The organism is Cedecea davisae, assembly GCF_044095835.1.
GTDB classification, from domain to species: Bacteria; Pseudomonadota; Gammaproteobacteria; order Enterobacterales; family Enterobacteriaceae; genus Cedecea; species Cedecea davisae.
In genome coordinates this window covers 3,193,650-3,209,468 of the sequence record NZ_CP172054.1, presented here as the reverse complement: position 1 = coordinate 3,209,468, position 15,819 = coordinate 3,193,650, and the positions used below count along the sequence as shown (strand labels likewise).

Genomic DNA, 15,819 nt, shown 5'->3' with positions numbered 1-15,819 from the left:
AATGAAAATCTGTTTTCCTGCCCGAAAAGCGAATGGCGAGCATTACGCTACTGTGGATGACATGATGGAGCCGCTCTTACAGGAGCCACACGGCTCATGGCTGGCCGGAACAAATAACATGTGGCACGGAGGGATCCACATCACCCGTAAGAGCGCCCCGGGTTCCGTGCTGACAAGCGAGACGGCAGACACTGCGGTACCGCTTCAGTTTATGGCAGGCGGCGAAGTGGTGGCCTGGCGCATCAACCAGGACTATCTGACCAGCACATACATCAACAACCCGCTGCAATATTCCAGTACTTTTGTGCTGGTCAAATCCATCTGTACTCCTGACCCGGAAAAAAAAGACAACAGCCTCGACTTTTACTCGCTCTATATCGGGCTTGCTCCGCTGTCTGCTTTTCCAGAGCACAAGCTGTATCAGGTTACTGAGAAGGGTGACGGGCTGCATAAGCGTGAATACACCGGCAAAGAAAAAGCCGGAGATAAGGCTCCGGTCGCGGAGAAGAATAAACTAAAAACGGGCGACAGCGTCATTGTGCTGCGTGAGATCACTTTCGTCGTAAAGGGACAGACGCAGACGTTCGGGCTTGCCCGGGTGCTGAACAGTAAATCCGAAATGACCGGCAACGCGTTCTGGGTGTCGCTTGACCCACAATTTGTGACACCTGCCGGTGAGCAGATGGCGCACCTGCCGGCCTGGATGCAGCAGGCCGTTACCCAGGGGACATTTGATACCGTCGTTAAACCGGTAACCAGACTTGAGGTTGCCGCAGGCGATGCGGTGGGTTACCTGGCGGAAGACATTGCCCCTTGTGACATCCAGGGTGTGGAAAAAAGTGCTTTTGTGCATATTGAAGTACTCAGTACCGACAGCCGGATGATCGATTTTCTGAGCAATAAGGCACAGGTTAAGAGCGGCCCGAAATACGTTCATATCCACCCGGAGAGTTTTGTTTATGCCCGTTCCGGGGATACCTTCACCCAAACCAAAGGGCAGGTGAAGAAAGATATTCACAAAATTATGCCGCAGGACAAATGCCATCCGTTCACCGACAGCGGCGGTAAACGCTGGTTTGATATCGGGGAGGGGGCCTGGGTAAGTGGTACTGATGTGGACGCGGATATCTGCCAGTACGACCTGACAAAGCTGGGTTTCAGTACATTTGAAGAGCCGCCGACTTCCGATATGACAAAATCCCTGCATGAAGGGTGGATCAAAGACGGGTTCACCAGAATGGCGGAGTGGGTACGGCCTGAGCGCGGTATCCGGGAAAAACAGGTCTCTGACTACTACAAAGCCCTGCTGCGAAAAATGGACAGCGATAACAGCGGCGACCTTTCGGGTGCAGAACTGCGTCACGCGGTTAATTACGCGGAGCTGGGTATCAGAGATATCGCAGCGAGAATGGTGGTCAAACACGACAGTGAATGGTTTGGTGGCAGCAGCCATCATCGCTGGAGAACATTTTTCAAGCAGATTGATCTGCTCAGTATCAGCTATGTCAGACAGTGGTTTGACGATATGGAATGGATGAGCAAGGTGGACGGATTCAGTAGTGGTGCGCCTGTCTGGCATATGCATCCGATAGTATTTATTGAAGCATTATCTGATTCAGCAGAATTAATTAATGTTGATGATTTTATGTTTCTATACGAGAAGGAACATACCTCTTTTGGCTCAGGAACCGCTGTGTTGTCATCTGCATCAAAGAGTAACTTACATAAGGTCTTGAACAGTTTAAATAGTTATTATGCTACTTCACTGGAGTACAAGCCTAACTTATATAAGTTAGCATATATGCTGGCAACAATCAGGCATGAGACTTATCACTATATAACTGCTGAGTTTTTCAGTGAGAAGCCTGAAATAGGTGGTGTGAGATATTTTAATAAATATGATCCCGTGTTGGCTGATACACCAAAAAGAAGAGAAAGAGCGATCAGGAATGGCAATACAGCACAAGGTGATGGTTTTAAATACCGAGGCCGTGGTTGCGTGCATCTAACATGGAAAAATAATTATAAGAAAGCCCAAGATAAATTTGGTGTGAATTTTGTTGATTCCCCTGACTTGGCTGGCGATTTTAAATATGCTGTTCCTATTATGGTTTGGGGGATGGAGGAAGGCATGTTTAGTGGTAAGAAATTAAATGGTTATATTAATGCTGGTGAGGTTGATTATGTTGGAGCGCGGTACATCATTAATGGCCAGGATCAGGCTCCCCTGATTGCATCATATGCGAAACAATTTGAAGCAATTCTGGAACAAACTTCATCAGCATCTAAAGGATTTTGATATGAAAAAAAATAGTGCATTTATTTTTGGCTTCTTTATTTGCAGCGCAAGTGTATCATTTGCAGCCAATGATACGGGTTCTAAATTATCTTACGATAAAGATTTGAAGCAAATAAGATCAGATGATGGTCGATCGTTTCTTAATTTTGAAGAGCGGGAGGAAGGGAATGCATCATATTATTTTGATTACTTCGGAGGGAAGCCCTCTGTTGTGCATGATAGCGATTCTTTAGACTCTTACTCTGTGTTTTCAGTAATTGAACGGGATGACATTAATTTTAGAGTTAACTGCATTTATGCAGATTTTAAAAGTGGTAGCAATGGAGTTGTGTCCAAAGAAGGACTTTGTGGATTAGATAAAAAAATTGATAATAAATCATCTATTTCAGCTGTGGAAGGAGATGATTTTATCAATAAAATCATAGATGACAATAACAAAGTTAAAACATCATATTTTATAAATGGCAAGGTTCAATATTTGCCAATAATCCTGTTTCAGAATGAAAAACTATATGCATATAAATTATATGAAAGTAAAATCGACTTGGAGAATGGAAAGTATAAAATAATTTCTTGTGAAAATAATAGTGACACTTGTGATCTATATGGGAATGATACCTGGGTGGTAATTCATAATGCTCCAAATCCATCAGTAGACTTTGATGTCTTGAAGAGTTCAAATGGCAAGTCTACTTTTGAGAGAGCTAATGCTACAAAAGTAGGTTTGGTTGCCGGTGGGAATTCACCGTTTGAAGTTAAATCATCAAAGGCTTATTTTCAATCATCGACTGAAAAGAAGGTGAAATCATATTTGGTTAAGGGTGATAAAATAACCCTCTTAAACTTAGGTGAGGATAGGTGTTTGATTGAATATACTAATGCTAAGAATAAAATTATTGATGGGTACATTTCTTGTCAGGACTTGAACCTTTTTAACTAATCTGTCTTGAGATGCTAATACTTTAATTTGCTGATTTGTAGAGATTGCCGCAGGTGATGCGGTGGGTTACCTGGCGGAAGACATTGCCCCTTGTGACATCCAGGGTGTGGAAAAAAGTGCTTTTGTGCATATTGAAGTACTCAGTACCGACAGCCGGATGATCGATTTTCTGAGCAATAAGGCACAGGTTAAGAGCGGCCCGAAATACGTTCATATCCACCCGGAGAGTTTTGTTTATGCCCGTTCCGGGGATACCTTCACCCAAACCAAAGGGCAGGTGAAGAAAGATATTCACAAAATTATGCCGCAGGACAAATGCCATCCGTTCACCGACAGCGGCGGTAAACGCTGGTTTGATATCGGGGAGGGGGCCTGGGTAAGTGGTACTGATGTGGACGCGGATATCTGCCAGTACGACCTGACAAAGCTGGGTTTCAGTACATTTGAAGAGCCGCCGACTTCCGATATGACAAAATCCCTGCATGAAGGGTGGATCAAAGACGGGTTCACCAGAATGGCGGAGTGGGTACGGCCTGAGCGCGGTATCCGGGAAAAACAGGTCTCTGACTACTACAAAGCCCTGCTGCGAAAAATGGACAGCGATAACAGCGGCGATCTTTCCGGCGCAGAACTGCGTCACGCGGTTAATTACGCAGAGCTGGATATCAGAGATATCGCGGCGAGAATGGTGGTCAAGCACGACAGTGAATGGTTTGGTGGCAGCAGCCATCATCGCTGGAGAACATTTTTCAAGCAGATGGATCTGCTCTGTATCAGCTATGTCAAACAGTGGTTTGACGATATGGAATGGATGAGCAAGGTGGACGGATTCAGCAGCGGTACGTCTGTCTGGCATATGCATCCTGTGGTGTTTTTGGATGCGCTTTCTGATGGCGAGGAAATGATCACTTACGAGCAATTAAAGGCAATGCTTCCTGCCGACAAAGAAAAATATGTTCAGATTTATCTTGAACCTCTAAATGAAACAATGAAGCTGTTTGAAATCAATACCTCTTTGAGAAAAACGCATTTTATGGCACAGATCCTCCATGAAACTGGTTTCTTTAAATATACTGAAGAAACTGCATCAGGAAAGGCCTACGAAGGTCGTAGTGATTTAGGTAACAACCAAGCTGGAGATGGTCCCTTGTTTAAAGGGCGGGGATTATTACAAATCACAGGGCGTGATAATTATACAAAATGTCAGCAGTATCTAAGAAACAAACTTAATGATAACTCATTCGATATAACATCAACAACAGCCAAGGCTAGTCATCTTTCCAATAATCCAAGGTATGCGGCATTGGCATCTGGTTACTTTTGGAGATACATAAAACCTAAGTTAAATAGTTCGGCTGATAAAGATGATATATACTGGGTCTCGGTTTATGTTAATGGCTGGGCTGTACAAAAGAAACCTTATTATCCTGGCAAAGCTAAAGAACCGAACCACATGGATGATCGAGTGGCAAAACTATCGATAGCTAAGAATGCATTTGGTCTGGAGTGATTGAAATGAAGAAAATACTATTACTGTCTGTTTGTGTGTTTCCGTTTTTTTGTAATGCATCGGAGGCGGTGAATGCTGAATATTCTGTAACCTCCTTATATAGTGGCACGATAGGGAAAAGCAATATCACAATGAACCTTACCACTGCTAGCGGGGCGATTTCTGGCGTCTATATATATAATAAATTCAAAAAAAATATCTTCCTTAAGGGAGTGTCCTCGGCAGATTTGGTTGTATTGAATGAGATAGTAGGCAATAGTACCGCGGTGATGACTCTCAAACCTACAACTGATGGATATACAGGCCAGTGGTGTAATAAACAATGCCTTCCTGTAAATCTTTTAAAGCATGATTCATTTAAAGATGGTCAGTTGAATAATGTGAAACTATCTGATTCTGAGAGTGGCGGTTACGAATTAAAGATAGAGATTGAAGGTAAGGTTGAAAATATATCATTATCGGATGCAATTGACACCCCAACTGTCGATTTCATAGATGTTAATAGTGATGGTTTCTATGATGTAATTGTCCGGACAGATCATAGACCTAATAATGGAAGTCAGAGTGTGTATATTTCAACTGATAAAGGCTTTGTGGAACAGAAAGAATTAAGTGGTATAAATGGAACGTTAACATACAAGCCATTTGCTGAAAATATAGTTTTTGACTCAAAGGATGATTGTTGCGAAAGGTATAGCAAAATCATTTATTCATTCAATAATGGCAAGCTAGTTAAAGTTAACGATATGTCTTTTGATTATTCAAATCAGAAAGGTCACGGTGAAAATGGTAATGAAGTTTCAAAAGAAATGTTTGAGTCTTTTTGATTTAGAATAATATAAAGGAAGTATATGCAAGGAATTATTCGACCAGGCGATAAAACTACTCACGGCGGAGCAGTGTTGTCCTGTTCAACAACTATGTTCTTTGGCGATATCGGTGTGGCACGTAAAGGTGACCGTGTTTCCTGCCCGGAGCATGGCGATACCACTATCGTCGAAGGTAACCCAAATTATCGGGCTTGTGGTGTTTATGCGGCGTTCCTCGGCTACAAGTGTGGATTTGGCAGCCAGTGAGTCTGTCGGGCTGTTTGCCCATCAGTCCGGGGCGAAGCTGATTGCCAGTCAGGGGGATGTTGAGGTTCACGCAGAGGCGAGCTCAATGGAGATGACATCAGAGTTGCTGTTTACCATCAGCAGTAACAAGGATGAGCTGCTCATCAGTGCGCCTAAACTGCGACTCAACGGCGGCGGCTCCAGTATCACACTGGACAACGGCGGCATTCTGGAAGAAACCCTGGGTGATTACCTGGTGAAATCCCCGCATTACCGCGCACCGATGGCCGGGGGCAGCATGGACATTACGCCGCCTCGGTTCAGCCAGACAAACGCCAGCGTGACGCCTCCCAAAACACGTAATATCCCTTCACGTTAAGGATGACCGGAATGAAAATCTGTTTTCCTGCCCGAAAAGCGAATGGCGAGCATTACGCTACTGTGGATGACATGATGGAGCCGCTCTTACAGGAGCCACACGGCTCATGGCTGGCCGGAACAAATAACATGTGGCACGGAGGGATCCACATCACCCGTAAGAGCGCCCCGGGTTCCGTGCTGACAAGCGAGACGGCAGACACTGCGGTACCGCTTCAGTTTATGGCAGGCGGCGAAGTGGTGGCCTGGCGCATCAACCAGGACTATCTGACCAGCACATACATCAACAACCCGCTGCAATATTCCAGTACTTTTGTGCTGGTCAAATCCATCTGTACTCCTGACCCGGAAAAAAAAGACAACAGCCTCGACTTTTACTCGCTCTATATCGGGCTTGCTCCGCTGTCTGCTTTTCCAGAGCACAAGCTGTATCAGGTTACTGAGAAGGGTGACGGGCTGCATAAGCGTGAATACACCGGCAAAGAAAAAGCCGGAGATAAGGCTCCGGTCGCGGAGAAGAATAAACTAAAAACGGGCGACAGCGTCGTTGTGTTGCGTGAGATCACCTTTGACCTGAAGGGGCAGACGCAGACGTTTGGGCTTGCCCGGGTGCTGAACAGTAAATCCGAAATGACCGGCAACGCGTTCTGGGTGTCGCTCGACCCGCAATCTTTGGCATCCGTGGGTAAGCAGATGGCGCATCTGCCGGCCTGGATGCAGCAGGCCGTTACCCAGGGGACATTTGATACCGTCGTTAAACCGGCAACCAGACTTGAGGTTGCCGCAGGCGATGCGGTGGGTTACCTGGCGGAAGACATTGCCCCTTGTGACATCCACGGTGTGGAAAAAAGTGCTTTTGTGCATATTGAAGTACTCAGTACCGACAGCCGGATGATCGATTTTCTGAGCAATAAGGCACAGGTTAAGAGCGGCCCGAAATACGTTCATATCCACCCGGAGAGTTTTGTTTATGCCCGTTCCGGGGATACCTTCACCCAAACCAAAGGGCAGGTGAAGAAAGATATTCACAAAATTATGCCGCAGGACAAATGCCATCCGTTCACCGACAGCGGCGGTAAACGCTGGTTTGATATCGGGGAGGGGGCCTGGGTAAGTGGTACTGATGTGGACGCGGATATCTGCCAGTACGACCTGACAAAGCTGGGTTTCAGTACATTTGAAGAGCCGCCGACTTCCGATATGACAAAATCCCTGCATGAAGGGTGGATCAAAGACGGGTTCACCAGAATGGCGGAGTGGGTACGGCCTGAGCGCGGTATCCGGGAAAAACAGGTCTCTGACTACTACAAAGCCCTGCTGCGAAAAATGGACAGCGATAACAGCGGCGACCTTTCCGGCGCAGAACTGCGTCACGCGGTTAATTACGCAGAGCTGGATATCAGAGATATCGCGGCGAGAATGGTGGTCAAACACGACAGTGAATGGTTTGGTGGCAGCAGCCATCCCCGCTGGGGAACATTTTTAAAACAGCTGGATCCCCTGTGTATCAGCTATGTCAGACAGTGGTTTGACGATATGGAATGGATGAGCAAGGTGGACGGATTCAGGAGCGGTGTGCCTGTCTGGCATATGCATCCGATAGTATTTTTGAATGCAATATCGCAGACAAAGAAAAAGGAAATTATATTTCCCTTTAAAGTGAAACCCAAAAACGATATTGAAGGGGGCTGGAAACGATATTACTGGGCAGCATCTTTATCTGATTCTAACGCATCACAGGCTATCTTTGGTAGAAATAGGTCTGGTGGAAGTAGAAAACATGCAGCACGCGATTTATACAGTGAACCACTGACAGAAATTGTTGCGATAAGTAACGGAGTTGTGAGAAATATTTCGCCATATTATATGGGGACGTGGCAAATAACTGTCGAACACACAACATCGGACGGTCGGCACTTTTATATAAGGTATGGCGAAGTTGACCATGCAAGCATTGTGGTTAGTAATGGTGAGCAGGTGCAGCAAGGGGCTGTTTTAGCAAAAACAGGGTTGATGATTAATGCTGCGACAGGTCAGCATCCAAGAATCATACCAGGGCAGACTGTATATATGCTTCATTTTGAATACTATCCTGGAAATAACGGTACACCTCCGCCAAATAACACATCGATTTTGCCATTTAAGCGCCGTAGTGATTTGCGAGATCCAATTGAAATATTGAGTGAAGGGTATCGGAGTACGTTTGATGAAGGGCAGCCTCAATTAGGAGATAGAATACCTATTAGTGAATTGAATGTATCCGATGAAGGTAAGGCTTTCATTAAAGGATGGGAGAGTTTCAGTTCTACAGCCTATAACGACTCTGAAGGGTATTGCACTATTGGGTACGGGCATTTAATCGCGCGAGCTAAATGCGAAGATATAGACCTTTCTGATGAGTTTAAAATTGGAATAACAGTTGCTGAAGCTGATGATTTATTTGAGTCTAGAATCCCAACATTTGTTAGTGAACTGAAGAGTTCTGTGAGTAGTGACCTGTATCAATATGAATTTGATGCTTTGATTAGTTTGTTGTTTAACATGAGGAGTATGAGAAAAGCTCCATTATTGATATATAAACTCAACCAGGCAGATTATGCAGGAGCGGCTGATGAGTTTTTAGATATAACAAACGGTGGTGTTTCTGGTCTTGTTAAAAGACGACAAAAAGAGCATTCTTTATTTTTACAAGGCGTTTATGACTCTTCACACTGATTAAAAATAAGGGGTTGAAATGAATAATCATTTTTTAATGTTAGCGTTGTCTGTTTTTTTTTGTATTTCTGGATTGTCATACGCTCAGGATGGTTTGAATAATTCCATTTGGGTATATGACAAAGTATCAAACATTGATGTTTTTGGACACCATGACTCAAACTCTATTGCTCATCTTACTGAGGAGTTTGAAAAGGTCACCATAAAAACTGATGATAATAAACTGGCTATTGAGAGTGATTTTCTGGAAAATAAAAAAATATGCCTAACTGATTATGTGGAAGTAAAGAAGACACCGCTTTCATATTACTTGTCAAAAAACACCGTCAATATGTATAAGCAGGCATATAAAAGTAGTGATATACCATTACCAAATAATATTTATCTTTTAACTTCGCTTTATCCGGGTAAAGAGTGTCCACCGCCTTATAGTGAGATGCTCAAAGTTGATAATTACCTTACGGTTACCAAACAGAACTATGTTTTGTTTTTTAAACGGCAAAGTGAAGATTTAAGTAAAAATGTAGGGCGTGTAAAAGATGATAATTGGTCGAGTTATTGCCATGACGATAAGGTAGGTCAAGAATTTGATGGGTCATCTAAAGCTTCGTGTTCTTTTCCAACTATGAGCATAAATAATGCATATAATAAGCTCAAGGAAATTGATAAGTCAGATAACACACTTTTGCGACCTGATTTGCCAGCTAAAAATGTAACGCGTAAAATTGACGTCGGAGTGGTTGATTATAAATGGAGTGAGGGTGGAATTCTTAAAATTACTGTTAAAATGGAGAATGAAACAGTAAGTTATACATTCAAACAAGAGCCTACGGGAACTAACCTTGTGATTGATACTGACTCGCAATATTAACGCGAATTAAATAAGGCGATATATTCATAATATCAAAGGGTTTTTGGTTATTCCTTTTATTACCCTTTGCTACACATGCAAGTGACATTTCGTCTGTGGTCTCTATAGGTATAGTAAAATACGAGCAATCAGGAATTCAATTGTCGACTACTAAAGAGTCTCTTGATGGTGATATTATTTCAATCTGTTCCCTGAAGGATGCATGGTGCAAGAACTATGAAGGTTCAGCATTTTCAATTATGACTGTTGATGATTCAGTTGAAGACGTTGCTACTGGTAAAAATATTTATACATTTGGTTATAATGATAAGCAAAACTTACGAGCTTAACAGTGGGGCATACTTGTCATTCATTTATCCTGAAAATGAAAAGGTTGATTTTAGTTTTAATGGGGGAAATGAAATCACTTTTAAAAGTAATGGTGTAAGGCAAGATTTTTACTCCTGCATAAGTTCAGAAGGTGTTCACGTTTACTCTGGAAATAGTAATCTGCATCTTTACTACTCACTTGGGTATGATGTGAAACCGACGTGTTCCGAGCATGTCTATAAATGAAAATATACTTATTGTCTGTGATGTTTTGCGCTTTCATTTTTGGAAATGACTCATTTGCAGCGTCGAATGATAAGCTTCCAGTTGGTACATATTCTTATTCTCAAAGCGGGGATGAACTCATAGATGAAAGCAAGGCAAGTGTTACATGAGCGATTGTGGTTGACGCTAATGGCAAAGCTGAAGTGAATATCTCATCCTTGCATGCTCCATATACTTGCGATGGTATTTATGCGATCACTGATAAAGGTGATTATTTCGCTTTGAGTTTAACTAATGACGAAAATTCGTTGGTGGACTGCGATACTCCATCACCTCAATTCTTGCTAAAGAAATCTTCTCATGGGGATGTATTAGTTAAAAGTGAACTTTTCCCTTTGAATTCTGTGGGTTGGAAGAGAATGCATAAAAATGATTTAAAGGGAATTGACGGGTTTATATAACTTGATTGTTCAGAACGGTTTCTCATGATTCAATTTTAGCGTAAATAATCATGCGAATTATATTGCGGATAAATAAAGCATGTTATATCGATTTTATAAATTTGATTGCTGCTGATTTCCGCTCGTATATTTATCGAATTAAGGCTCTATTATGCAAGGAATAATCCGTCTCGGTGATAAAACCACACACGGTGGGGCAGTGTTGTCCTGTTCAACAACCATGTTCTTTGGCGATATCGGTGTGGCACGTAAAGGTGACCGTGTTTCCTGCCCGGAGCATGGCGATACCACTATCGTCGAAGGTAACCCAAATTATCGCGATCGGGGTGTTCCTGTGGCATTCCACGGCCATAAGTGTGGCTGTGGATGTACACTTATCAGCTCACTGCCCAATGCTCAGGTGGGGTAAACGTGCCGGTTGAACTTGAGCGCATCCCGCCCCGGGAGAAATTACCACCTCGGCCACGCTTCAAACGCTGGCTGCTCCTGGGCATTGCGATGCTGTTGGCAGGGGCCGCGGCCACATTCCTGTTATGGAAAGGCGAGCGCTCAGGTGCAGCTTTCTGGGGGTTAGCAACAGGGCTGCCTGTCGTATTGTGGGGTTTTTTGGTTGTCGGACGCTATTTTGGCTACGCGCTCCTCCGTGGGCGTTGTGATGAGAAGAATGCCACGACTGCCGCCCGGTACCGGGCGGACGTTGCGCGCGGGCAGCGCTTTGCCTGGCTTATCGGCGAAGTCCTGATTAACGGGCTGGGGCCCGCCAGTCCGATGACGCATGAGGCTGTGTTAGCTAAAAAGCCCCTGATGATGCCCTGCGAGCCAGTCAATGGTGGCGACCCGATTCGTCACCGGGCGCTGACGGCCGCCGGGGAAATGGCCGACCGGGTAGCGCATTATCTCCCGGAAATTACTGCCCGTGTCCAGAATCTGGTGGCGTTTCTCCCGTCAACGCTGACCTGTTATCTGGCGGTGGATACCGGTGAACAGTTTTCGGCATTGCCGGCTCTCCTGCAAAAAAGCGTTACTCACCCGCTGGTGCGTATTCGCGACCTGACAGGGCTGGAACTCCTCGACTACTGGCTGGACTGCCATTATGACCGTGCTGCTGCGTTACTGGTGGTCAGCGCCCAGCTTTACGAACACCCGCCAGAGGACAGTGGCGAGGCCATTTCCGTGTTACTGCTGACCAACTGCCGTCTTAAGGATATCCCGGACGTATCGGTCAGGGTTCACCGGCCGCAGATTTGCCGCGATGGCAATCTCGACCAGGCATTTGAGCGCGTCATGATGTGGTCAGGACTGGAAAAAACAGCACTGAAGCAGGCATGGACCAGCGGTGGCCAAATGGCTTCCGGCGATATCTTCAGCAAGGCCCGGGAGGCACACGCTCCGGGACTTAAAGCCGATAAAATTATCCATATTGATACTGTTGTCGGGTTTGCGGGCATTTCCGCTCCCTGGCAAGCGTTACAGCTGGCAACCCGCCAGTGCCTGAACGACAGCAAAGCGCAGCTTACTGTCACGGAACTGGCTGAAGACAACCGACAACTCTGTCTTGTCACACCAGAATAACTCTCAAGGGATTGCTCTCCTCCGTTATGAAAATCGCATCCACCTTTCTGCTTGCGCTGCTCCTGGGCGCTTTATCTGTCTGCCTCATTGGCGGCGCACTCTGGTTCTGGCCGCAGTGGGTTAAGGACACCTTCAACATGGGGCCGTTCAGCACGACCGGCATTATGATCATCAGCTTGCTGCTGATGCTGGCGGCGCTGATCATCGGTTGGGTGCTTGAAACCATTTTCACTAAGAACGGTGAGAAGCAGGGAAAACTGGATGTGATAGCCTCCGGACAGCAGGCTGCTGCATCCCAGCCAGATGCAAAACATACCGACGCGGACACATTCCGGTTTGTGGCCGAGCCTCTGGTCGATCATCTGCGCCTGCGTTACCGCCTTCGCTGGAAAGCAAAAGTGCGCCTGCTGCTGGTACAAGGTAGCGACAGCGATATTGAGAAAGTGGTGCCGGGTCTTAAGCGTGACCACTGGCAGGAGAGTGACGGGATTGTGCTCATTCATGGTGGCCTCGCTGAGAACGTGCCCGATGATGACCTTTTGTCCGTTCTGAAAGAGGTACGCCCACAGCGTCCACTGGACGGCGTGGTGCAGGTGATGAATGCGGCCGCTTTGCCTGATACGGCAAAGCAGGACACTCTGGCCCGCATGCGCCATAAAACAGATGTCCTGCTGGGCTGGCAGTTGCCGGTCTGGTTGTGGCTCGTTCGTGAAGGCACCTGGTCTCATGACGGGGAGGGCGTGCCCCCAACCGGCGCGCTGTTTGGTCCGGGGGCGACAACGGAAGAGGCCCGCGCGACACTCACCACACTATCCTCAGAATTGCAGACGCCCGGCGTGACAGCGCTGCTTGAGAACTCACGGCACCACTGGCTGCTGAGTCTGTCAAAAGCCCTTCGTGGCTCGTTACGACGCTCCCTGGTGCCATTGATAACCACACTAATGTCCGGGCCGGCCCCTTACCGTCTGCGTGGGATGATGTTCAGTCCGGCGTTTTCGGAGACCGAAACGGTGCCGCATGCGCGCCTGTCACCGCGGGTGTGGCAGGAACTCGAAAACGACAGTCGGCAGGTACATGCCCGAAAAATCGGCTTCCACTGGCAAAAGCTACTGCGTCTGGTGCTGCTGGGGCTGGTTCTACTCTGGGGGGCTGGTACGTTGCTGTCGCTATCCGTTAACCGTACACAAATCTGGCTGGCGCAGAATACGGCCCGGGTTGCCGCCGACACAAAACAGCCGCTGCCTGAGCGTCTGCGTAACCAGTTAGCATTGCAGCAGACCATTGCCCGCCTGCAGAACCGTGAAGTGCACGGTGCGCCGTGGTATACCCGCTTTGGTCTGAATCAGGACAGCGGAACGCTGAAGATGCTCTGGCCATTGTACGCAAGTAACAACCAGCAGCTGATGCGCGATGCGCTGGCAGACGAACTTCACCGCCAGCTTAACGCTTTTGTGCAACTACCACCGGCAAGCAGCGCACGCACGTCCGCTACCCAGAAGACCTACGGCCTGCTTAAAGGCTACCTGATGCTGGCCCGTCCCGATAAAGCGGATGCGGACTGGCTTGCCGGCAATATGCTGAAGGCCTGGCCGCACCGCAGCGGCGTGCCGGACAGCGTGTGGCAGACCCAGGCGCCGAAGCTGCTCGGATTCTATGCGCAGAACTTACCGGCACACCCGGAGTGGAAAATCACCCCCGACCGCGAAATGGTGGGAACAGTACGTCAGATTTTGCTCAAACAGATTGGTCAGCGTAACGCCGAATCTGGTCTGTATCAGGAAATGCTCGGACGTATTGCCCGCAACTGGCCTGATTTAACCCTGGCGGACATGACCGGTGATACCGATGCCTCATCCTTGTTCTCCTCTGAAGAAATAGTGCCGGGGATGTTCACCCGCCAGGCATGGGAAGAGCAGGTCGAGGATGCTATTGATGAGGTGGTGAAGACCCGCCGTGATGAAATCGACTGGGTGCTCACCGATAAAACGTATCAGCCAGGTAGTGATGTGTCGCCAGAAGCATTGAAACAGCGTCTGACGGAGCGCTACTTCACCGACTTTGGCAACGCCTGGCTCAATATGGCCAACAGCATTCAGTGGCACGAAGCGTCATCACTTTCGGAGGCCATTGCCCAACTGAACCTGCTGGCGGATGTGCGTCAGTCACCTCTGGTGGCATTGATGAATACACTTGCCTGGCAGGGACAGACCGGGGCTAAAGGAGAGCGGCTTGCTGACTCTCTGGTAGATTCAGCGAAAAAACTTGTGGGGCGTAAGAAGAGCGCAAAACAGTTTATAGAACAGACGCAGGGGCCTAAAGGTCCGCTGGACGGCGTGTTTGGGCCACTCACGGGCCTGATGGATGGGAAGGACGGTACCGGCTCGAACGGTAACCTCAGCTTCCAGTCCTGGCTTGCCCGTGTGACTCAGGTGCGACTCAAACTTCAGCAGGTGACCAGTGCGCCTGATCCGCAGGCGATGGCTCAAATGCTGGCCCAGACGGTCTTCCAGGGCAAAGCCATTGACCTGACGGATACCCGTGACTACGGCTCCCTGGTGGCGGCAAGTCTCGGGCAGGAGTGGAACGGCTTCGGGCAGGCGCTGTTTGTGCAGCCGCTTGACCTGGCCTGGCGTCAGGTGCTGGCCCCGGCGGCGGGCAGTCTCAACGCCCGCTGGCAGAGCACCATTGTTTCTCAGTGGAACAACGCCTTTGCAGGACGTTATCCGTTTAAAGCGACCGGCAGCGATGCGTCACTGCCGCTGCTGGCTCAGTTCCTGCGCAGCGATTCCGGTCGCATTGCCGCGTTCGTCAAAACCAACCTCGGAGGCATGCTGCATCAGGAAGGCAGCCACTGGGTGGTGGATCCGGCTGCCAGTCAGGGAATGAGCATCAGCCCGGCATTTCTTACCGCCATTAATAAGCTTGCCGATATCTCGGATATCGTCTTTGCCCAGGGCGACGCCGGGATGCATTTTGAACTGATGGCCCGACCGTCGCGCGATGTGGCCCGTACCCAGCTGACGCTGGATGGCCAGAAACTGGATTACTTTAACCAGATGGAAAGCTGGCAGAGTTTCACCTGGCCGGGCAACACTTACTATCCGGGCGTGGATCTGAGCTGGCGCTCAACCAGCACTGAAATGCGCCTCTATGCCAGCAACCAGGGGAACTGGGGCTTTATCCGTCTGCTCGATAAGGCGCTGATCGCTCCGCTCGACAGCAGTCGCACCCAGCTGGTGTGGATCACCCCGGATGGCAATCCGCTGAAATTCATACTGCGCAGCGAGCTTGGCGACGGGCCGCTGGCGTTGCTTAAACTGCAGGGCTTCAGCCTGCCGCAGACCATTTTTTCCGTGGGCGCTACTGATAGCGCGCTCACCCTTGCCCGAGACGAATAAATGGTGACTGCGGTTAAACATCTCCTGATATTCCAGGTCCTCATTGATGACGCCTTCCGTTTTCTTTTTGATATTTTCTACACTCA

At 47.7% G+C, this 15,819-nt stretch carries 13 protein-coding genes; all 13 read left to right on the top strand.

What is annotated here, in order from left to right; translation table 11 throughout:
• Position 1 precedes the first annotated feature (1 nt).
• Complete coding sequence (locus ACG1VR_RS15380; protein ID WP_395489247.1) at positions 2-2,299, top strand: hypothetical protein; 2,298 nt, start codon at positions 2-4, stop codon at positions 2,297-2,299.
• Position 2,300: 1 nt separating this feature from the next.
• Positions 2,301-3,239 carry a hypothetical protein gene (locus ACG1VR_RS15375; protein WP_395489246.1) on the top strand — a complete coding sequence of 313 codons (939 nt, stop codon included), beginning with the start codon at positions 2,301-2,303 and terminating at the stop codon, positions 3,237-3,239.
• Positions 3,240-3,300: 61 nt separating this feature from the next.
• Positions 3,301-4,749 (top strand): glycoside hydrolase family 19 protein, encoded by a 1,449-nt coding sequence (locus ACG1VR_RS15370; RefSeq protein ID WP_395489245.1) that lies wholly within the window; start codon positions 3,301-3,303, stop codon positions 4,747-4,749.
• A 5-nt stretch (positions 4,750-4,754) separates the two neighbouring features.
• Positions 4,755-5,576: an XAC2610-related protein gene (locus ACG1VR_RS15365; protein WP_395489244.1), complete on the top strand. Its 822-nt coding sequence runs from the start codon at positions 4,755-4,757 to the stop codon at positions 5,574-5,576.
• Positions 5,577-5,600: 24 nt separating this feature from the next.
• Complete coding sequence (locus ACG1VR_RS15360; protein WP_395489243.1) at positions 5,601-5,825, top strand: PAAR domain-containing protein; 225 nt, start codon at positions 5,601-5,603, stop codon at positions 5,823-5,825.
• Positions 5,812-6,183, top strand: a complete 372-nt coding sequence (locus ACG1VR_RS15355) for a DUF2345 domain-containing protein (protein WP_395489242.1) — start codon at positions 5,812-5,814, stop codon at positions 6,181-6,183. Before ACG1VR_RS15360 ends, ACG1VR_RS15355 begins: the two co-directional genes overlap by 14 nt.
• A gap of 11 nt (positions 6,184-6,194) precedes the next feature.
• Positions 6,195-8,897 carry a glycoside hydrolase family protein gene (locus ACG1VR_RS15350; protein WP_395489241.1) on the top strand — a complete coding sequence of 901 codons (2,703 nt, stop codon included), beginning with the start codon at positions 6,195-6,197 and terminating at the stop codon, positions 8,895-8,897.
• Positions 8,898-8,916: 19 nt separating this feature from the next.
• On the top strand, positions 8,917-9,768 hold the full coding sequence (locus tag ACG1VR_RS15345) for a hypothetical protein (RefSeq protein ID WP_395489240.1): 852 nt from the start codon (positions 8,917-8,919) through the stop codon (positions 9,766-9,768).
• 140 nt (positions 9,769-9,908) lie between these two features.
• Entirely contained in the window at positions 9,909-10,097 is a 189-nt protein-coding gene (locus ACG1VR_RS15340; RefSeq protein WP_395489239.1) for a hypothetical protein, read from the top strand.
• A gap of 381 nt (positions 10,098-10,478) precedes the next feature.
• Entirely contained in the window at positions 10,479-10,763 is a 285-nt protein-coding gene (locus ACG1VR_RS15335; RefSeq protein ID WP_395489238.1) for a hypothetical protein, read from the top strand.
• Between the two features lie 151 nt (positions 10,764-10,914).
• Positions 10,915-11,172 (top strand): PAAR domain-containing protein, encoded by a 258-nt coding sequence (locus ACG1VR_RS15330; RefSeq protein WP_395489237.1) that lies wholly within the window; start codon positions 10,915-10,917, stop codon positions 11,170-11,172.
• Between the two features lie 2 nt (positions 11,173-11,174).
• Positions 11,175-12,335, top strand: coding sequence for a hypothetical protein (locus ACG1VR_RS15325; protein WP_395489236.1), 1,161 nt, complete (start codon positions 11,175-11,177; stop codon positions 12,333-12,335).
• 26 nt (positions 12,336-12,361) lie between these two features.
• Entirely contained in the window at positions 12,362-15,733 is a 3,372-nt protein-coding gene (locus ACG1VR_RS15320) for an ImcF-related family protein (protein WP_395489235.1), read from the top strand.
• Positions 15,734-15,819: the final 86 nt, after the last annotated feature.

Excerpts from the sequence above, each read along its gene's own strand:
- ACG1VR_RS15320 (WP_395489235.1), top strand. The coding sequence starts at position 12,362 with ATGAAAATCGCATCCACCTTTCTGCTTGCGCTGCTCCTGGGCGCTTTA.
- ACG1VR_RS15380 (WP_395489247.1), top strand. The coding sequence starts at position 2 with ATGAAAATCTGTTTTCCTGCCCGAAAAGCGAATGGCGAGCATTACGCT.
- ACG1VR_RS15345 (WP_395489240.1), top strand. The coding sequence starts at position 8,917 with ATGAATAATCATTTTTTAATGTTAGCGTTGTCTGTTTTTTTTTGTATT.
- ACG1VR_RS15360 (WP_395489243.1), top strand. The coding sequence starts at position 5,601 with ATGCAAGGAATTATTCGACCAGGCGATAAAACTACTCACGGCGGAGCA.
- ACG1VR_RS15350 (WP_395489241.1), top strand. The coding sequence starts at position 6,195 with ATGAAAATCTGTTTTCCTGCCCGAAAAGCGAATGGCGAGCATTACGCT.
- ACG1VR_RS15375 (WP_395489246.1), top strand. The coding sequence starts at position 2,301 with ATGAAAAAAAATAGTGCATTTATTTTTGGCTTCTTTATTTGCAGCGCA.
- ACG1VR_RS15330 (WP_395489237.1), top strand. The coding sequence starts at position 10,915 with ATGCAAGGAATAATCCGTCTCGGTGATAAAACCACACACGGTGGGGCA.
- ACG1VR_RS15365 (WP_395489244.1), top strand. The coding sequence starts at position 4,755 with ATGAAGAAAATACTATTACTGTCTGTTTGTGTGTTTCCGTTTTTTTGT.